This window comes from Stenotrophomonas sp. PE591 (assembly GCF_018320795.1).
GTDB classification, from domain to species: domain Bacteria; phylum Pseudomonadota; class Gammaproteobacteria; order Xanthomonadales; family Xanthomonadaceae; genus Stenotrophomonas; species Stenotrophomonas maltophilia.
Genome location: NZ_JAAOKO010000004.1, coordinates 59,358 through 79,332, shown reverse-complemented (window position 1 = coordinate 79,332; position 19,975 = coordinate 59,358). Strand labels below are relative to the sequence as shown.

General features: G+C 67.6%; 12 protein-coding genes. 10 read left to right on the top strand and 2 right to left on the bottom strand.

Features of this window, described 5'->3' with window-relative positions; genetic code table 11:
• The first annotated feature begins 7 nt into the window (after nt 1-7).
• From xylA to JLDANKMP_RS12295, 3 genes are read left to right on the top strand one after another with little or no spacing between them, the layout of a single operon-like run.
• On the top strand, nt 8-1,342 hold the full coding sequence (xylA, locus tag JLDANKMP_RS12305; RefSeq protein ID WP_212561238.1) for a xylose isomerase: 1,335 nt from the start codon (nt 8-10) through the stop codon (nt 1,340-1,342).
• Between the two features lie 49 nt (nt 1,343-1,391).
• On the top strand, nt 1,392-2,801 hold the full coding sequence (locus tag JLDANKMP_RS12300) for a sugar porter family MFS transporter (protein WP_010485699.1): 1,410 nt from the start codon (nt 1,392-1,394) through the stop codon (nt 2,799-2,801).
• A complete protein-coding gene (locus JLDANKMP_RS12295; protein WP_212561237.1) occupies nt 2,798-5,356 on the top strand; it encodes an exo 1,3/1,4-beta-D-glucan glucohydrolase in 2,559 nt (852 codons plus the stop codon). The genes JLDANKMP_RS12300 and JLDANKMP_RS12295 overlap by 4 nt, the downstream gene beginning before the upstream one ends.
• A gap of 8 nt (nt 5,357-5,364) precedes the next feature.
• Here JLDANKMP_RS12295 and JLDANKMP_RS12290 read toward each other — a convergent pair whose 3' ends face one another.
• On the bottom strand, nt 5,365-6,423 hold the full coding sequence (locus JLDANKMP_RS12290; RefSeq protein WP_212561236.1) for a LacI family DNA-binding transcriptional regulator: 1,059 nt from the start codon (nt 6,421-6,423) through the stop codon (nt 5,365-5,367).
• Between the two features lie 92 nt (nt 6,424-6,515).
• On the opposite strand from JLDANKMP_RS12290, the gene JLDANKMP_RS12285 reads away from it, so the two are divergent.
• Genes JLDANKMP_RS12285 through JLDANKMP_RS12255 form a run of 7 tightly spaced genes read left to right on the top strand, consistent with a single transcriptional unit; the run spans nt 6,516 to nt 18,546 of the window.
• Nucleotides 6,516-8,690 carry an alpha-glucuronidase family glycosyl hydrolase gene (locus JLDANKMP_RS12285; RefSeq protein ID WP_212561235.1) on the top strand — a complete coding sequence of 725 codons (2,175 nt, stop codon included), beginning with the start codon at nt 6,516-6,518 and terminating at the stop codon, nt 8,688-8,690.
• A gap of 32 nt (nt 8,691-8,722) precedes the next feature.
• Entirely contained in the window at nt 8,723-10,675 is a 1,953-nt protein-coding gene (locus tag JLDANKMP_RS12280; RefSeq protein WP_212561419.1) for a sialate O-acetylesterase, read from the top strand.
• 53 nt (nt 10,676-10,728) lie between these two features.
• Entirely contained in the window at nt 10,729-12,423 is a 1,695-nt protein-coding gene (locus JLDANKMP_RS12275) for a glycoside hydrolase family 43 protein (protein WP_212561234.1), read from the top strand.
• On the top strand, nt 12,420-15,113 hold the full coding sequence (locus JLDANKMP_RS12270; RefSeq protein WP_249336902.1) for a glycoside hydrolase family 3 protein: 2,694 nt from the start codon (nt 12,420-12,422) through the stop codon (nt 15,111-15,113). Before JLDANKMP_RS12275 ends, JLDANKMP_RS12270 begins: the two co-directional genes overlap by 4 nt.
• A gap of 59 nt (nt 15,114-15,172) precedes the next feature.
• Complete coding sequence (locus tag JLDANKMP_RS12265; protein ID WP_212561233.1) at nt 15,173-16,657, top strand: MFS transporter; 1,485 nt, start codon at nt 15,173-15,175, stop codon at nt 16,655-16,657.
• A gap of 16 nt (nt 16,658-16,673) precedes the next feature.
• Complete coding sequence (locus JLDANKMP_RS12260; protein ID WP_212561232.1) at nt 16,674-17,711, top strand: glycoside hydrolase family 43 protein; 1,038 nt, start codon at nt 16,674-16,676, stop codon at nt 17,709-17,711.
• Nucleotides 17,701-18,546, top strand: coding sequence for an aldose epimerase (locus JLDANKMP_RS12255; protein WP_212561231.1), 846 nt, complete (start codon nt 17,701-17,703; stop codon nt 18,544-18,546). Before JLDANKMP_RS12260 ends, JLDANKMP_RS12255 begins: the two co-directional genes overlap by 11 nt.
• A 113-nt stretch (nt 18,547-18,659) precedes the next feature.
• On the opposite strand, the gene JLDANKMP_RS12250 is transcribed toward JLDANKMP_RS12255, so the two are convergent.
• Nucleotides 18,660-19,913, bottom strand: coding sequence for a carbohydrate porin (locus tag JLDANKMP_RS12250; RefSeq protein WP_212561230.1), 1,254 nt, complete (start codon nt 19,911-19,913; stop codon nt 18,660-18,662).
• Nucleotides 19,914-19,975: the final 62 nt, after the last annotated feature.

Sequence of the window (19,975 nt, the reverse complement as noted above, 5' to 3'; positions counted from 1 at the left end):
ACGCACCATGAGCACGCAGCCCTTCATCGGCGCCAAGGAATACTTCCCCGGCGTCGGCCGCATTCCGTTCGAGGGCAAGGGCTCGGACAATCCGCTTGCCTTCAAGGTCTACGATGCGAACCGGGTCATCGGTGGCAAGACCATGCAGGAGCATCTGCGCTTCGCCGTGTGCTACTGGCACACCTTCTGCAATGCCGGGCACGATCCGTTCGGCCCGGGTACCCGGCAGTTCCCGTGGGAGGCCGCCTCGCCACTGGCCACGGCCGAAGCGAAGGTGGACGCGGCGTTCGAGTTCTTCACCAAGCTGGGCGTGCCGTACTGGTGCTTCCACGATATCGACCTGGCGCCGGATGCCGACGACATCGGCCAGTACCAGAAGAACCTCTCGCATATGGTGGCCCTGGCCAAGGCGCGCCAGGAGGCCACCGGCGTCAAGCTGCTGTGGGGCACGGCCAACCTGTTCTCGCACCCGCGCTACATGAACGGCGCATCGACCAATCCCGACTTCGCGGTGGTCGCGCGTGCAGCCGTGCAGGTCAAGGCCGCCCTCGAGGCCACGGTCGAACTCGGCGGCGAGCACTACGTGTTCTGGGGCGGACGCGAAGGTTATGCGTCGCTGGCCAATACCCAGATGAAGCGCGAGATCGAACATTTCGCGCGCTTCCTCACCATGGCCCGCGACTACGGCCGCAGCATCGGCCTGAAGGGCAACTTCCTGATCGAGCCCAAGCCGATGGAGCCGATGAAGCACCAGTATGACTTCGACAGTGCCACGGTGGTGGGCTTCCTGAAGGAGCATGGGCTGGACAAGGACTTCAAGCTCAACATCGAAGCCAACCACGCCACGTTGTCCGGGCACACCTTCGAGCACGACCTGCAGGTTGCGTCCGACCATGGCCTGCTCGGCAGCATCGATGCTAATCGCGGCAACGCGCAGAACGGCTGGGACACCGACCAGTTCCCCAGCGATCTGTACGACACGGTGGGTGCAATGCTGGTCGTGCTGCGCCAGGGCGGGCTGGAGGGCGGGTTGAACTTCGATGCGAAGGTGCGCCGTGAGTCGACCGACCTGGAGGATCTGTTCATTGCCCATATCGGCGGCATGGATGCGTTCGCACGCGGGCTGGAGGTTGCCCATGCACTGCTGACCGAATCGCCGTGGGAGCAATGGCGTGCGCAACGCTACGCAAGCTTCGATTCCGGCGCCGGACAGGATTTCGAGCGTGGCACGCTCAGCCTGCCGGACCTGGCGGGGCTGGCCGCCCGCCTCGGCGAACCGCGCCAGGCCAGCGGCAAGCAGGAGCGTTACGAGAACCTGCTCAACCAGTACCTGCTGCGCTGAGCGCGGCACGCAGGCCAACGGCGGCAACGGTGCACTCAAGGGGACGGGGATGAACCAGGCAGCAGGCAGTGGTGAGAACACGCGGCTGATCGTACTGATCAGCGTGGTGGCGACGATTGGCGGTTTTCTGTTCGGCTTCGACAGCGGCGTGATCAATGGCACCCAGGATGGCCTGCACCAGGCGTTCCGGTCCGGCGAGTGGATGCAGGGCTTCGAGATCGCGTCGATGCTGCTGGGCTGTGCGGTGGGTGCTTTCAGTGCCGGCCGGCTGGCCGACCGCCTGGGCCGTCGCAACGTGTTGATCCTGTCGGCAGTGATGTTCCTGCTGTCGGCACTCGGCGCCGGGGCGGCGGTCTCCTCGGGTTGGTTCATTGCGGCGCGGGTGGTGGGCGGATTCGCGGTCGGCGCAGCCAGCGTGATCTCGCCGGCCTACATTGCCGAGGTCGCTCCGGCCCGTTACCGCGGCCGCCTGGCGACGGTGCAGCAGATCGCGATCATCACCGGCCTCACCGCCGCGTTCCTGTCCAACTACCTGCTGGCGGCCGCAGCGGGCGCGTCGACCGAACCGCTGTGGGGCGGGCAGGCCGCCTGGCGCTGGATGTTCTGGATGCAGGCCGCGCCATCGCTGCTGTTCCTGCTGCTGTTGCTGACCATTCCGGAGAGTCCGCGCTATCTGGTGGTGAAGCGGCGCAAGGACGACGCCCTGCGGGTGCTGACCCGGCTGCTGGGCAGCGACAAGGCCAGGGCCACGCTCGAGGAGATCGATGCCTCGTTGTCCAACGACCATCATCGCCCTCGACTGTCCGACCTGAAGAGCCGGGCGACCGGGCGGATCCGCCCGATTGTCTGGGTCGGCGTCGGGCTGGCCTGCTTCCAGCAGCTGGTCGGCATCAACGTGGTGTTCTATTACGGCGCCGTGTTGTGGCAGGCGGTCGGCTTTTCCGAAAACGACGCGCTGCTGATCAACGTGCTGTCCGGCGCGCTGAGCATCGGTGCCTGCGTGGTCACCGTACTGCTGATTGACCGGATCGGCCGCAAGCCCCTGCTGTGGTTCGGCTCGGCCGGGATGTCGCTGTCGCTTGCACTGGTGGTGGTGGCCTTTGCCAGTGGTTCGCTGGCCGACGGGCATCTGCAGCTGCCCGGCCGCATGGGCACGCTGGCGCTGGTGGCGGCCAACGCCTACGTCGTGTTCTTCAATCTGTCCTGGGGGCCGGTGATGTGGGTGATGCTGGGCGAGATGTTCCCGAACCAGATCCGCGGTTCGGCATTGGCGGTCGCTGGCGCAGCGCAATGGACCTCCAACTTCGTGGTCACGGTAACGTTCCCGATGCTGCTGGCCGCGGCAGGGCTGGCTGCGACCTACGGCATCTACCTGGTCGCTGCCGTGATCTCGGTGATCTTCGTCGTCCGGCATGTGCACGAGACCAAGGGCAAGGAACTGGAGCAGATGGAAGGATGAGCGCCATGACATCGCAGACCTTCGTAAACCGCAGCGGCGCGCTGGTCGCCGCACTGATGCTGGGGTTGCTTGGCTGCCGCGGCCAGGACCGGGCTGCCGCCGCCGCAACCACCGACAAGGATCCCTGGCCGGAGGTCACCTGGCCGCTGGCTGCGGATCCGGCACTGGAGAAGCGCATCACCGACCTGATGGCGGGCATGACGGTGGAAGAGAAGGTCGGCCAGCTGGTGCAGGGCGACATCGCCAGCGTCACCCCCGATGATGTGCGCCGCTACCGGCTCGGCTCGATCCTGGCCGGAGGCAACTCCGATCCCGGCGGCCGCTATGACGCCTCGCCGGCCGAATGGCTGGCGCTGGCCGACGCCTTCTACGACGCCTCCATCGACACCTCGAAAGGCGGCAAGGCCATTCCGCTGCTGTTCGGCATCGATGCCGTGCACGGGCAGAGCAACATCATTGGCGCCACGTTGTTCCCGCACAATATCGGGCTGGGCGCCACGCACAATCCGGAGCTGCTGCGGCAGATCGGTGGCATCACCGCGCTGGAGACCCGCGTTACCGGCATGGAATGGACGTTCGCGCCGACCGTTGCCGTACCCCAAGATGATCGCTGGGGACGCACCTACGAAGGCTACTCCGAATCGCCGGACGTGGTGGCCAGCTATGCCGCCGCCATGGTGGAGGGGTTGCAGGGCAGGGTGGGAACACCGGAGTTCCTCGATGGCCGCCATGTGATCGCCTCGGTGAAGCACTTCCTGGGCGATGGGGGCACCACCGACGGCAAGGACCAGGGCGACACCCGCATCAGCGAGTCAGACCTGGTGCGCATCCACGCCGCCGGATATCCGCCGGCAATCGCCGCCGGCGCGCAGACCGCGATGGCGTCGTTCAACAGCGTCAACGGCGAAAAGATGCATGGGCACCGGCATTACCTCACCGATGTGCTCAAGGGCCGCATGAACTTCGGTGGCTTCGTGGTAGGTGACTGGAATGGTCATGGACAGGTCAAGGGCTGCACCACCACAGATTGCCCGGCCACCATCATCGCGGGCCTGGACATGGCGATGGCCTCGGACAGCTGGAAGGGATTCTACGAGACGACGCTGGCTGCGGTGAAGGACGGCCGGATCACGCCGCAGCGCCTGGACGATGCGGTGCGCCGGATCCTGCGGGTCAAGTTCCGCCTGGGGCTGTTCGAGGCCGGCAGGCCGTCCACGCGGGCCGTTGGCGGGCAGTTCGCACTGATCGGCGCGCCGGCGCATCGCGCGGTCGCCCGGCAGGCCGTGCGCGAATCGCTGGTCCTGCTGAAGAACCAGAACAGCCTCCTGCCGCTGTCGCCGAAGCAGCGGATCCTCGTGGCCGGCGACGGAGCCGACGATGTCGGCAAGCAGGCCGGCGGCTGGACGCTCAACTGGCAGGGCACCGGCACCACCCGCAAGGACTTCCCCAATGCGGACACGATCTACGAGGGCATCGCGCGCCAGGCCAGGGAGGCCGGTGGTGAAGCCGTGCTTGCCGTCGACGGTCGCTATGCAGTGAAGCCTGACGTGGCGGTGGTGGTGTTTGGCGAGGACCCCTATGCCGAGTTCCAGGGAGACCGGCCGACGCTGGCCTACAAGCTCGGCAACGAAACGGACCTGGCGCTGCTCAAGCGGCTCAAGGCCGAAGGCATACCGGTTGTTGCGGTTTTCCTGAGCGGACGGCCGCTCTGGGTGAACCGGGAAATCAATGCCGCCGATGCCTTCGTGGCTGCATGGCTGCCGGGCTCGGAAGGCGCCGGCATTGCCGATGTACTGCTGCGCGGAAGCGATGGCCGCGTGCAGCACGATTTCAAGGGCAAGCTCAGTTTCAGCTGGCCGCGCACCGCCACCCAGTACGCCAACAACGTCGGCCAGAAGGACTACGATCCGTTGTTTGCGTTCGGCTTCGGCCTGACCTACGCCGACAACGGCGACCTGGGCGCGCTGCCAGAGGCATCGGGCGTGACCGGCAACGAGGGCGCGACGGGCGTGTTCTTTGCGCGCGGTGATGCAGGCCCCGGCATGGCGCTGCGCCTTGAGCAGGCCGCAGGCCAGGGCCTGACCGTGACCCGCGTGCCGGACGCATTGCCCGGTGATCGGCTGAAGATCACCGGCGTGGATCATCTGGCACAGGAGGATGGGCGACGCCTGGCCTGGTCGGGCAATGGCGAAGCCGCCGCGGCACTGCAGTCGCACACGGCGCTGGACCTGCAGCGTGAATCGAACGGCGATCTGATGCTGCTGACCACGCTGCGGGTGGATGCAGCCCCGAAGGGCGAGGCGTGGCTGTCGGTCGGTTGCGGCGTGGGCTGCTCGGCGCGCATCGCCATCGGGCCGGCGCTGGCGGCGCTTCCACAGGGCCAGTGGAAGCGTGTCGGCGTGCCGCTGAAGTGCCTGGCCAAGGCGGGTGCAACGCTGGACGCGATCGACCGACCGTGGTCGGTGGTGACGGCCGACGCGATGACGATCTCCGTGTCACGCGTTGCCCTGGGTGCGCTGAACGAAGCCGAGGTCACCCTCGGATGCGGAGCATGAGGCCTGCGCTACCGCCCCCGGGGCGGCGCGGCGACCGAACCGCGTCCGATCAGCCGATGCGGCATCACATGATCGCGCAGCACCGTTGCGTCCCCCGCCGGACGGCGGATGGTGCGCAGCAGGATGTCGACGGCCGCGTTGGCCATCGAGGCGATGGGCTGGTGGATCGTGGTCAGTTCCGGCCACACGGTGGTGGCGGCCGAGGTGTCATCGAAACCCACCACCGACAGATCGCGCGGCACTTCCAGCCCGCGCCGATGCGCGACGGAGATGGCCGCGGCACCCATGTCGTCGTTGCTGGCGAAAATCGCGGTCGGTGGGCGGCGTTGGGACAACAGCTTTTCGGCGGCAGCGAGGCCGGACCGGTAGGTGTAGTCACCGTGTTGGACCAGGCCAGGCTCCACCGCAAGCCCGGCCTCGCGCAGGGCGGTGACGAAGCCGTCGTAACGGAGCGCACTTGCGCTCAGGTCATCGCGCCCACGGATGAAACCGATGCGGGTGTGTCCCTGCCGGAGCAGGTGATCGGTCATTTCCCTGCCCGCACTGAAATCGTCGATGCGGACGCAGGACAGGGCCTCGCTCAGGCGACCCGATGCGATGGCTACCACTGGAATGCCAGCCTTGACCAGTTCGCTTACGGCGGCCTGCGATTCGCAAAGGGGCGGCGGCAGGATCACCCCGTCGACGCGTCCGGCGAGCGCGCGCGCCGCCCTGCGTTCGGAGTCGGCATCCAGGTTGTCCCAGTAGTCGATGACCAGCTGGATGGCGGAACTGGAGGCGACGCGCAGCAGGCCCACCAGCAGTTCGCGCAGGTAGGCGCCGCTGGGGTTGGTGTAGATCAGCGCAATGCGCGTGTGCTGTGCTGCGGCCAGCGAACTGGCGGCAAGATTGGGCGTATAGCCCAGCTCACGCACGGCGCGCAGCACGCGCTCGCGGGTGACGTCGCGCACCTTGCCCTGGTTGATCACCCGCGACACGGTCATCGGCGAAACGCCGGCAAGGGCCGCAACCTCGTCGATCGTCACGCCTGCGGTTCTGCGGCGAACCGACTTCTTCGGCTTGTCCAATGCACGATCCCTTTGTTCTTGGTGGCGCTGCCGCGCGGGTGCGAAGGACGATGATGCGCTGCCCCGGGCCCGGACGTAGTCTACAAAGGCGCATGTTAACGCCGTTGTTGCGTGCTGTCGGCACGCGCCTGTGCGCCGTGCTCGCACTGCTGGCCTGTGCTGGCGGTGCACGGGCGGAGGATGGCTACAGGCTATGGATGCGCTACCAGCCGGTTGCCACAACGGTCGCTGCCGACTACCGGCGGCAGCTGGCCGAAGTGGTGGCCCCGGATGGCACCCCGATGCAGCGCGCCACCCGCGACGAGCTTGCGCGCAGCCTCCCTGGATTGCTGGGAGCGGCGCCGCCAATGCGAACGGCAATCAGTACTGACCATGCCCTGGTGCTGGGTACGCCGCAGTCTTCGGCGCTGGTCGCCGCGTTCGGCAACGAGGTTGCCACGCTGGGCGACGAGGGCTTCCTGATCCGGCGGGTCCGGACCGAGGGGCGCGATGTGCTGCTGGTGGCGGCACGCCGGGATGTCGGCGTGCTGTATGGCACGTTCCACCTGCTGCGCCTGTTGCAGCGTGGCATGCCGCTGCGGGGGCTGGACGTGCGGGAGTCGCCGCGGGTCGCACTGCGTGTGCTCGACCATTGGGACAACCTGGACCGCTACGTCGAGCGTGGCTACGCGGGCAGTTCGCTGTGGGACTGGCAGACGTTGCCGCAATGGCGTGACCCGCGCTACACCGACTACGCCCGTGCCAATGCTTCGATCGGCATCAACGGCACCGTCCTCAACAACGTCAACGCCAGTGCGCTGAGCCTGTCGCCGGCCTATCTGGCCAAGGCCGCCGCGCTGGCCGACCTGTTCCGCCCCTATGGCATCCGGGTCTACCTGAGCGCACGCTTCAGTGCGCCCATCGAGCTCGGCGGCCTGGCGACGGCTGACCCGTTGGATCCCGGCGTGCGGCGCTGGTGGCGCGACAAGGTCGATGAGATCCATGCGCGCATTCCGGATTTCGGCGGCTTCCTGGTCAAGGCGAACTCGGAGGGGCAACCCGGCCCGCAGGATTACGGTCGTTCCCATGCCGACGGCGCCAACCTGCTGGCCGACGCGCTGGCACCCTACAACGGCGTGGTGATGTGGCGGGCCTTCGTGTATTCGCACGAGGTTCCCGAAGATCGCGCCAAGCAGGCGTACAGCGAGTTTGTCGGGCTGGACGGTGCCTTCCGCCCCAACGTGATCGTGCAGGTGAAGAACGGCCCCATCGACTTCCAGCCGCGCGAGCCGTTCCATCCGCTGTTCGGCGCGATGCCACGCACGCCGCTGATGATGGAACTGCAGATCACCAAGGAATACCTGGGTTTCGCGACGCACCTGGTCTACCTGGGAACGCTCTACGAGGAAGTGCTGCAGGCCGACACCCATGCCCGCGGCGAGGGCTCCACGGTTGCCCGTGTGATCGATGGTTCGCTGGAGGGCCACGCACTGACCGGTATCGCCGGCGTCGCCAACATCGGCGTGGACCGCACCTGGAGTGGCTCGCACTTCGACCAGGCCAACTGGTACGCGTTCGGGCGACTGGCGTGGAATCCGCAGCAGTCCGCGCGCGGCATTGCCGAGGACTGGGCCGCGCTGACCTTCTCGCCCGACCCGCAGGTGACCGGCCCGATCGTGCGGATGATGATGGACTCGCGCGAGGCGGCAGTGGATTACATGACGCCGCTGGGCCTGCACCACCTGATGGCACGCGGCCATCACTACGGCCCCGGCCCCTGGGTGGACGGCGGTCCGCGTGCGGACTGGACGTCGGTCTACTACCACCGTGCAGACCGTAACGGCATCGGTTTTGACCGCAGTGCAAGCGGAAGCAACGCCGTGGGGCAGTACTTCCCGCCGGTTGCCGGGGTTTATGGCGATCCGGCGCGGGTGCCCGAGTCGCTGCTGCTGTGGTTCCATCATGTGCCGTGGGACCGCCGCATGCGCTCGGGCAGGACGCTGTGGGACGAACTGGTCGGGCGCTACTCGCGGGGTGTGCGCCAGGTGCAGTCGATGCAGGCGACCTGGGCCGGCCTGCGCGACCGGATCGATCCGCAGCGGCATCGGCACGTTGCTGCGTTCCTGCAGATCCAGCACGACGAAGCGCAATGGTGGCGTGACGCCAGCGTGGCGTACTTCCAGTCACTCAGTGGACGGCCGCTGCCCGTCGGCGAACGGCCACCGCCGCAGCCATTGTCGTACTACCAGGCGTTGCAGTTTCCGTTCGCACCGGGGGATGGGCGATGAGCAGGTTCGGAGCGGTCGGGTATGCGCTGTTGATGATGGTTGCGGCAGTGGTGGCGATGCCGGCCGCGGCGCGGGAAACGACGGGACTGCTGCATCCCCTGTTCAGGGATCACGCCGTCCTGCAGCGTGACCGGCCCATTGCGGTCTGGGGTCACGCAGGCCCTGGGCAGCCGGTTTCCGTGACGTTTGCCGGGCAGGCGGTAAGCACTCGGGCGGACGCCGCAGGCGGCTGGAAGGCGACGCTCCCCCCGGTGGCCGCGGGCGGTCCGCATACGCTGGAGGTAAACGCCGGGACACGTCGGGAGATGGTGCGCGACGTGCTGGTCGGCGACGTGTGGCTGTGCTCGGGCCAGTCGAACATGGAACTGCCGGTGTGGCGCTCGCTCAACGCAGCCAGCGAGATTGCCGCAGCCACGATGCCACGGATCCGGCTGTTCACCGTGCCGCAGCACGCCGCCGCGCAGGCACAGGAGACCTTCAACGACAGCACTGCCTGGACATCGGCAACGCCTGATGCGGTGCGCGATTTCTCCGCCACCTGCTTCTACTTCGCGCGCGAACTGCAGCGCACGGTCGACGTGCCGATGGGGCTGATCGAGGCGGCGTGGGGTGGCTCGGGGATCGAGGCCTGGACCAGCGTTGGTGCACTGCGCGGGCAGGGCGGCCTGGATGAGGCCCTCGATATCCTCGCGCGCTCTGCGCGTGATCCGCTGGAGGCACGCGCAGCCTGGGGCCGCTACTGGCAGCACTGGTGGGCCACACGCGAGGGCACGCTGCCCGGCGACGCCCCATGGCGCGCGGATGCCGATGACCGAGGATGGTCGTGCGCACCGGCCACACTGGGCGCATGGGAGCGTTGGAACGAGCCCGCGCTTGCCGGCTACAACGGCATGGTCTGGTATCGCACGCAGGTGATGCTGAGCGCTGAACAGGCTGCACGCGGCGCGACCCTGGAGCTGGCATCGGCCGACGAGGTGGACGTGACCTGGGTGAACGGGGTCGCCGTCGGCAGCCAGTACGGCGCCGGCGAGAGGCGCTACCCGTTGCCACGTGGCCTGCTGAAGGCAGGATCCAACGTCATTGCGGTCAACGTGCTGGACACCTACGGCGAAGGCGGCCTGGTCGGCCCCGCCACGGCATACGGCCTGCAGTTCGACGACGGTAAGCGGGTGGCACTGCAGGGTCCGTGGAAGTACCGGGTGGCGCCGGGCCAACAGGCGCCGCCATTTGCCCCCTGGCAGGCCGCCACCGGGCTGTCGACGCTGTACAACGGAATGATCGCACCGCTCGGCGGTTTCGGGCTGCGCGGCATGCTGTGGTACCAGGGTGAATCGAACACCGGTGATGGCGCGGCATACGCGGCGCGGTTGCGTGCGCTGCGCGACGATTGGCGGCGACAGTTCGGTGCACGCACGCCACTGCTGCTCGTGCAGCTGGCCAGCTATGGCCAGCCGCCGGTCGCGCCCGCCGACAGCGGTTGGGCGCAGGTGCGCGAGGCGCAGCGGCGCGTCGCCGCCGAGGATGCGCGGAGCGGGCTCGCCATTGCCATCGACATCGGTGACGCCTACGACATCCACCCGCCGAACAAGCAGGAGCTCGGGCGCCGCCTGGCGCGCGTGGCCCGCCACGTGGTGTACGGCGAGCAGGATCTGGCACCGTCAGGTCCGCGGGCGGTCACGGCCGTGCGGACACCCGCGGGCGTGGCCATCGCGTTCGAGGATGTCGAAGGCGCGCTCACCGCAACCGGTGCGCTGCGACCGATTGGCTTTGAACTGTGCGAGACCAGGGGTGATACCGGCCACTGCGACTACGGCCACGCGGAACTGGATCGGCGCCGGATCCTGCTGCGCGGCCCGCGGTCGACGCACGCAACGCACGTCCGCTACTGCTGGGCCGATGGCCCGGTGTGCACGCTGCGCGATCGCAGCGGGGCACCGGCCGGCCCGTTCGAACTTCCCATTGCCGAAGCCGAGGCCCGACGATGATGACGCTGTCCACGAAGTCCCCTCTGGCGCGCGACAGGGCCGGCCTGAGATCGATGGCGCGCCGCCTGCTAGGGGCGTTGTTCCTGCTGTCGGCCGCTGCCACCCGGGCCAGCGCGCCGCCGGACGCTCCGCCGGTGTACTTCGACTGGTTCGAGTACCGCGGCGATGACCAGGCGTTTGAAGTGCCGCTGCCGGCCGGCCACTACCGCAATCCCGTCCTGGCCGGCTTCCATGCCGATCCCAGCATCGTGCGCGCGAACGGCCGGTTCTATCTGGTCAATTCCAGCTTCACCTACTTCCCGGGCATTCCGGTGTTTGAAAGTGCCGACCTGGTGCACTGGAAGCAGATCGGCAATGTGATTGACCGCCCCACGCAGCTGGATTTCGACGGGCTGAGCGTCTCGCGCGGCATCTTCGCGCCCACCATCGAATACCATGACGGCACCTTCTACGTCGTCACCACCGCCACCGACAGCGGTGGCAACTTCATCGCCACCGCGCGCGACCCGGCCGGGCCGTGGTCCGATCCGCACTGGCTGCCCGGCATCGATGGCATCGATCCATCACTGTTTTTTGACGACGACGGCAAGGTGTACCTGATCAACAACGATGTACCTCCCGGTCCGCCGCGCTACGACGGCCACCGCGCCATCTGGATGCAGCAGATCGACCTGGCGGCGTCCAAGCCGGTCGGGCCCCGCCGGGTGCTGGTTGATGGAGGCGTGGAGCCGGCGAAGAATCCGATCTGGATCGAGGGACCGCACATCTACAAGCGGGAGGGCTGGTATTACCTGTCCGACGCTGAAGGAGGTACCGGGCCGCAGCACTCGCAGGTGGTGCTGCGCAGCCGCGCGGTGTGGGGGCCCTACGTTCCCTATGCGGGCAATCCGATCCTGACCCAGCGCGAACTGCCGGACGACCGTCCGCTTCCGATCACCAATGCCGGCCACGCCGACCTGGTCGAAGGCCCGGATGGCTCGTGGTGGGCGGTGTTCCTGGCCAGCCGCAACTATCAGAAGCGCCACTACAACACCGGGCGCGAGACCTACCTGTTGCCGGTGCGCTGGCAGGATGGCTGGCCGCAGATCCTGCCGCCCGACCAGGCCATTCCCTACGTGGCCAAGGCGCCGTCATGGATGCAGGGCGAGGCATCGCAGGCCCCGTCGACCGGAAATTTTGTAGCGCGCGACAATTTTGATGGCCCAGCGCTCGATCGCCAGTGGCTGCGCGTGCGCGTGCCCAGGCATGCCTGGGCAGACCTGCACAAGCGCCCCGGCATGCTGGCCGTGCACCCGCTTGCCGAGAATCTGGACACGTTGCGCAATCCGGCATTTCTCGGCCGACGCCAGCAGCATCTGCGCTTCGAGGCGAGCACCGCGATGACCCCGCCCGCCCCCGGTGTCGCCGCCGGTCTGGCGGCGTTCCAGAGCGAGGCGTACTGGTACTTCCTCGGCGTTCGTGACCTTGGTGGGGGGCGCCTCTCGCTCTTCCTCGAAGCGCGTGACGGTGGTGGCAGCACGCGGACGCTGGCCAGCCATGCCGTGCCGGCGTCTGCAGCACTGCGCCTGAAGATTGCCGGCAACGAGGGCGACTACGCGTTCTCATTCGACACCGGCGACGGGCAGGGCTGGCAGCTGCTCGCGGGCGACGTGGACGGCACCGTTCTGAGTACGGACCGGGCAGGCGGCTTCGTGGGCGCACTGCTGGGTCCCTTCGCGCGCGACGAGCGCACCGGGAGAAGCAAATGAGACTGTCGATTTCATCCAGGGCCCGTCGCCATACGTGGCGTGGCCAGGCCACCCTGTTCGTCCTGACCTGCGTGGCGGCCGCCGCATCCGCGGCCGCGCCACGGCCCTGGCTGGATCTCTCGGCAAGCTTCGAGCAACGGGCCGCCGCACTCGTCGCGCAGATGACCCTGGAAGAAAAGGCCGCGCAGATGCAGAATGCCGCGCCGGCAATCGAACGGCTGGGTGTGCCCGCCTACGACTGGTGGAATGAGGGGTTGCATGGCGTTGCACGGGCAGGGCAGGCCACGGTGTTTCCGCAGGCAATCGGCCTGGCCGCGACCTTCGATGTTCCGTTGATGGGGCAGGTGGCCACGACCATCAGCGACGAGGCCCGCGCGAAGCACCACCAGTTCCTCCGCGAAGGCGCGCATGGCCGTTACCAGGGCCTGACCTTCTGGTCGCCCAACGTCAACATCTTCCGCGACCCGCGCTGGGGGCGCGGGCAGGAAACCTACGGCGAGGATCCCTACCTCACCGCCCGCATGGGCGTTGCCTTCGTGCGCGGCCTGCAGGGCGACGACCCGGTCTACCGCAAGCTGGACGCCACCGCCAAGCATCTGGCCGTGCACAGCGGACCGGAGGCCGACCGCCATCACTTCGATGCACGGCCCAGCCGGCGCGACCTGTATGACACCTACCTGCCGGCGTTCGAGGCGCTGGTGAAGGAGGGCGAAGTGGATGCGGTCATGGGCGCCTACAACCGCGTGTACGGCGAGTCCGCCAGTGCCAGCCGTTTCCTGCTGCGCGATGTGCTTCGACGCGACTGGGGCTTCAAGGGCTACGTGGTCTCGGACTGCTGGGCCATCGTCGATATCTGGAAGCACCACCATATCGTCGCCACGCGCGAAGCCGCCGCGGCGCTGGCGGTCAGGAACGGCACCGAGCTGGAATGCGGCCAGGAGTACGCCACGCTGCCCGAGGCCGTGCGTCAGGGCCTGATCAGCGAAGCGGAGATCGATGATGCGGTGACCCACCTGTTCACCGCACGGATGCGCCTGGGCATGTTCGATCCGCCGGAGCGGGTGGGCTGGGCGCGCATTCCGGCCCCGGTGAACCAGGCCCCGGCCCATGATGCGCTGGCCCTCAGGGCCGCGCAGGCGTCGCTGGTGCTGCTGAAGAACGACGGCATCCTGCCGCTGTCGCGCGACACCAAGCGCATTGCCGTGGTCGGACCCACCGCCGACGACACCATGGCACTGCTCGGCAACTACTTCGGCACACCGGCGGCGCCGGTCACCGTCCTGCAGGGCATACGCGAGGCGGCCAAGGGCGTTGAAGTGCGTTATGCCCGCGGCGTGGACCTGGTGGAAGGGCGCGACGATCCCGGCGCCACGCCGCTGATCGAGCCGACCTTCCTGCGGCCCTCGGCGGACTCGCCCGAGCGTGGCCTGCGTGGCGAGTACTTCCGCACGCCCGACCTGTCCGGTACGCCGGCCCTGGTGCGTACCGACGCGCAGATCGGCTTCCGCTGGGACCGCGGCTCGCCGACCGACAACCTGCTGGCACGCGGCGAAGCGGCACCGGGGCAGGGGATTCCCAACGACCGCTTCAGCATCCGCTGGAGCGGCCAACTGCTGCCCCCCGTGTCCGGTCGCTACCGGCTGGAGGTGGCCGGCGATGATGGCTACCGCCTGTACCTGGACGGCAAGCGTGTGATCGATCACTGGGTAAACACAGATCGCCTGCATGCCGAAGGTGTCGAACTCGACCTGCAGGCGGGGCGTGCCTACGCGCTGACGCTGGAGTACTACGACGACCAGCGCGATGCCGGCGTGCGCCTGGGCTGGCGCATGCCCGGCGCCAAGGCGCCGTTCGATGAAGCGCTCGATGCCGCACGCGAGGCCGACGTGGTGGTGTTCGTCGGTGGCCTTACCGGCGATGTCGAAGGCGAGGAGATGACGGTCAACTATCCGGGCTTTGCCGGTGGCGACCGCACCGACCTGCGGTTGCCCGCGCCGCAGCGCACCCTGCTGGAGGCCCTGCACGCTACCGGCAAGCCGGTGGTGATGGTACTCACCGGCGGCTCGGCCATCGCCGTGGACTGGGCGCAGGCGCATCTGCCGGCGATCCTGATGAGCTGGTACCCCGGGCAGCGCGGCGGCACCGCCGTCGGCCAGGCGCTGTTCGGCGACGTCAATCCCGCCGGCCGTTTGCCGGTCACCTTCTACAAGGCCGGCGAAGCGATGCCGGCATTCGACGACTACGCCATGGAGGGCCGTACCTACCGCTACTTCCGTGGCACGCCGCTGTACCCGTTTGGTCACGGGCTGTCGTACACGCGCTTCGATTATGGAACGCTCCGCCTCGATGCGGACACCATCGGCGCCGATGGTCGCGTGGCCGCGTCGGTGGATGTGACCAACGCGGGCACGCGCAGCGGTGACGAAGTGGTGCAGCTGTACGTGCGGCGCGAACACGCCGGCAGCGGCGATGCCGTGCATGAATTGCGGGGCTTCCAGCGGGTCCATCTGGCCCCGGGCGAACGCCGCACGGTGACGTTTACCCTGCAGGCAGCGCAGGCCCTGCGCCACTATGACCAAGCCCGCGCTGGGTATGCGGTGAAGCCCGGTGCCTACGAGGTCAGGGTGGGGGCGTCCAGTGCCGATATACGTGCGCAGGGCAGATTCACGGTGGTGCCCACGCATGACTGATCGCCCCGGGCGACATCGATTCCCCTTCGACCAGATTCCTTTTCCAGGACGTCCGCTGCATGGCAAGCACTGAACACGCGCTATCGGTACGCGAGAAGCTCGGCTACAGCCTGGGCGATCTCGCTGCCAACCTGATCTTCCAGACCCTGATCACCTACCTGGCGTTCTTCTACACCGACGTCTACCGCCTGCCAGCTGCGACCGCGGCCACGATCATCTTTGTGGTCGGCCTGCTGGGTGCGTTCGTGTTCACGCCGTTGATCGGCATCGCGGCTGACCGAACATCCACCCGCTGGGGCCGCTTCCGCCCGTGGATCCTGTGGACGGCCATTCCCTTTGGCGTACTGTCGCTGCTGGCGTTCAGCACCCCGGACCTGGGCGAGCGCGGAAAGGTGATCTATGCACTGGCCACCTACGCGCTGCTGGTCTGCGTGTACGCCGCGAACAACCTGCCGTACTCGGCGCTGAGCGGCGTGCTGACCGGCAGCATGGCCCAGCGCAACAGCCTTTCGGCCTACCGCTTCGTGGCCGTGATGATCGCGCAGTTCATCATCCAGGTGCTGCTGATGCCGCTGGTGCTGATCCTGGGTGACGGCGACCGGGTGCGCGGCTTCGAGCAGGTCATGACCGCATTCGCCATCATCGGCACGGCGTTCTTCCTGATCACGTTCGCCACCACCCGCGAACGCATCGTGCCGACGCGCGAACAGACCGGCGGCATAGTGCAGGACCTGTCGGACCTGCTGCACAACCGCCCGTGGCAGGTGATGCTGGCCCTGACCGTGCTGGTGTTCATCAACCTGGCATTGAAGGGCGGTACCTACATCTATTACTTCCAGTACTACATGAGTGAAGCGGCGCTGGCCGGCTTCCTTGAAAATTCGGGGTTCAACGGCCTGGTCAGCGCGTTGAATGCTGCGCTGGCCAGCGCCGGCTTCGCGGCGTTCACCTGGCCGAAAGACGCGGCCACCTCGGCGTTCAGCCTGTTCAACGCGTGCGGCATCCTTTGCATGATCCTGGGTATCGGCGCATCGCGACGGCTGGCGGACCGCTTCGGCAAGCGCGACGTCTTCGGTGGCGCCCTGTTTGTCTCGACCCTGTTCCTGCTGGCCTTCTACCTGTTCCCTCCCACGGCGGTGGCGGTGGCGTTCGCAGCGTTCATGCTGCATGGCTTCTGCTATGGCATCACCATCCCGTTGCTGTGGGCGATGATTGCCGACGTCGCGGACTACTCGGAGTGGAAGAACCATCGGCGGGCAACCGCGATCATCTTCTCGGCGATGCTGTGCGGGCTGAAGATCGGCCTCAGCGTGGGCGGCGCGCTGGTCGCCGCGATCCTTGCCCACTACGGCTACCAGGCCGGCCTGGCGCAGCAGCCTGAGGCCGTGGTGCAGGGCATCCGCCTGACCGTAAGCGTCTACTGCTCACTTCCTTTCCTGCTCGCCGTGGCGCTGCTGGTCCTCTACAGGATCGACAAGCGCACCGAAACCCGCATCGAGCAGGACCTCCACCTGCGTCGCCGTTCCGCCGACGCCTCCGCGTAACTCCAAGATGACGACCATGATCGACCTCTCTGCCGGCGAAGACGGCCAGGCCAGCGAAGCCCGTCTTGCGCAGCTAACCGCGCACGCCATTTCGCAACCGCTGGTGACCCACATCTATACCGCCGACCCTTCGGCGCATGTTTTCGAGGGGCGCCTGTACATCTATCCGTCGCACGACATCGACGGCGGCCAGCCATTCGACGACGAAGGTGGCCACTTCGGCATGCAGGATTATCATGTGCTGAAGATGGATACGCCCGACGGCACGGCCGTCGATTGCGGCATGGCGTTGCATGTGCGCGACGTGCCCTGGGCCCGGAAACAGATGTGGGCCCCCGATGCCGCCTGCCGTGATGGCCGCTACTACCTCTACTTCCCGGCCAAGGATGCCGAGGGCCGGTTCCGCATCGGCGTGGCGATCGGTGCGCGGCCGGAGGGTCCGTTCGTGCCCCAGCCGGAGCCGATCAAGGGTGCGTACTCGATCGACCCGGCCGTGTTCGAAGACGACGATGGCAGCCACTACCTGTACTTCGGCGGCATATGGGGCGGGCAGCTGCAGAAGTATCGTGACAACCAGTACAGCGAGGCCCACCAGGAGCCCGACGGCAGCGCACCGGCCCTGGGCCCGCGCGTGGGCCGCCTGGATGCCGGCATGACCGAGCTGGCCGAAGCCACCCGCGAAGTGGAGATCCTGGATGAGCATGGCCAGCCGCTGCGCGCGGACGACCATGCGCGCCGCTTCTTCGAAGGTCCGTGGCTGCACAGGTACCAGGGTCGCTATTACCTGTCGTACTCCACTGGCAACACCCACCAGCTGTGCTACGCCATCGGCGACAGCCCGTATGGACCGTTCACCTATGCTGGCGTGATCCTCACCCCCGTGGTCGGTTGGACCACCCACCACTCCATCTGCCAGTTCGACGGACAGTGGTACCTGTTCTATCACGATGCACTGATGTCTGGCGGCATCACCCACCTGCGCTCGGCCAAGTGCACGCCGCTGCACATGGAGCCGGACGGAAGCATCCGCACGATCAATCCCTATGGGGCCTGAGCGCATGCTGCCGGTGGATGATGCGCTGGCCCCGCTGCCGGCCGGTGAGCTGCACTGGCTCAGATGCGGCGAACTGGAGGTTGCGCTCGCCGCAGGGGCGGGCGGGCGCGTGGCGCACCTGCGTTACCGGGGTGTGGATTGGCTGGTGGATGCGCAGCAGGCGGGCACGGCGGCGATCGCGTGGGGCTGCTACCCGATGGTGCCGTGGGCCGGGCGCATCCGCCGTGGACAGTTCCGTTTTGACGGCAGGCCGCATCGGCTGCCGCTCAACTTCGACGGGCATGCCATCCATGGCGTGGGCTTCACGCGGCCCTGGCAGGTCGAGCGCATGGAGACGGCCACGGCCACGCTGTCGCTGGCGCTGCCACGCGACAGGTACTGGCCCTTCGGTGGCGTCGCCCTCCAGGAAGTGAGCCTGCACCCTCACAGCCTGCAGCTGCGCCTCTCAGTCCAGGCGGGTGGGCAGGCGATGCCGGCAGTGCTGGGCTGGCACCCCTGGTTCCGGAAGCCGGAACGACTGCTGTTCAGTCCTCGCTCGATGTATCCGCGGGACAGGGAAGGCATTGCCACGCTGCCCTGTGTATCTCCTGCCCACGGCCCATGGGACGACTGCTTCATCGCCGAAAGTGACATCACCCTGCTACGCGAAGGCCAGCGCCTGCGGCTGAGGTCGGACCACGACCACTGGGTGGTCTACGACGCTGCGCAGCATGCCACCTGTGTCGAGCCGCAGAGCGGCCCGCCAGATGGCTACACCCTGGCACCGCACCGGCTGGAGCCCGGCCAGCGCCTCGCGTTGACATTCGAACTGGCGTGGACGGCGGACAGCACCTGAAACCCCGGCCAGGGCAGGCGATCACCCGGGTGCCGGGCGGTCGGCAGGCCGCCCGGACCGGCCGTGGACCCGGTGCCTGACACGGGCCGCGCCCCAGGACCACCTGACATTTCCTACAGGTTCCAGTCGACCCGCATGCCCGCGATCAACGCGTTCGGCAGGTCCCGCTGGCGTGCGGGTTCGTTGAACTGGTCCGGATGCACGATGTAGTGCAGGTTCGGCGCGACCCGAAGCTGCGGGGTGACCTGGATGCCATAGCTCAGCTCCATCATCACCTGGCTCCCGTGCGGGGTACCGCTGCCACCCGCTGCGGCACGGGCAAGGCGCAGGTTTTCCAGTGCAATGCTGCTGTACTTCTGCTGGGTCACGACAAAAGCGATGCTGTCCTGCGGCCGGCTGGCGAACGTGCCTTTCTGCACAAGCCCGGCCTGCAGGAAGTGATCCTCGATCAACTGGCCGGAGGCGCCCTTGAGCGCCGCACCGAACAGGGTCAGGCCACGGCCGGCACCATCACTGGTGAGCTGCTGTTCGAAGCGGGCGAACGCGCCGGAGCGACCGTGACGTCTTGCGTACTCCTGGCCACTGAGCAGCGCGGGAATGCCATTGGCATCGCGCAGCGGGTCGCGATAGGTCGAGTTGTCCTGCCAGCCACCCAGTTCATAGCGGGCCTTCAAGCGCGCCGATGCCGGGCTGCGCCAGCCGATCGTGTACGGCACGATCCACCCGGTGGCCTGGTTCGTGCTCCATTTCAGGCCGTGCTGGCCGTCCTCGGCCTGGCTCGGGTCGACCTGGTAGGCGCCGACGCGCACGTAGACATCCGGCGTCACCCAGGCCGTGGCATCGGCCATCCAGCTCGATACCGGCCACCATGTGAAACTGCTGGTGCGGAACACATAGGTCGGGTTGCCGCAGGCCGAGTTGCCCTGGAAGTACTGGCACAGCTCCGAACCAAGATGATGGATGTTGGCGACGCTGCGCCCGGCTTCCAGCACCAGCCGGTCGTCGAGCAGTTTCTGCTCCAGCGTCAGGTTGGCCAGGCGGGTGCCCTGGCCACCGTAGATTTCCTGCACCGAGGTGCTGTTGCCCGTGCTGCTGTTGGCGAGATTGGTGCCGTGGCGGTTGATGCCGTACGCCTTGATCGTCGCACCCCTCCAGCCAAACGCGGCGTCCAGGTCCACGTCGGCACCGAACATCAGCTGGCCGGCATAGGCCGTGCCGCTGCGCTTGCCGCCATCGAGCGTGGCGGCCGCTTCGCCGGTGTAGGCGAGCTTGGGGGTGAAGACGTCGCGCGCGTCGGCGGCTGCGGCCAGTGATGGCAGGGCCAGCAGGATCGCTGTCGGCAGCAGGCGGCGGGAAGGGGAGGTCATGGGCGGGGCTCCGTGTGCAGGGCGTAGGTCGCTGAGCCCCTGCGCGCGCAGGGGCCGCGAAA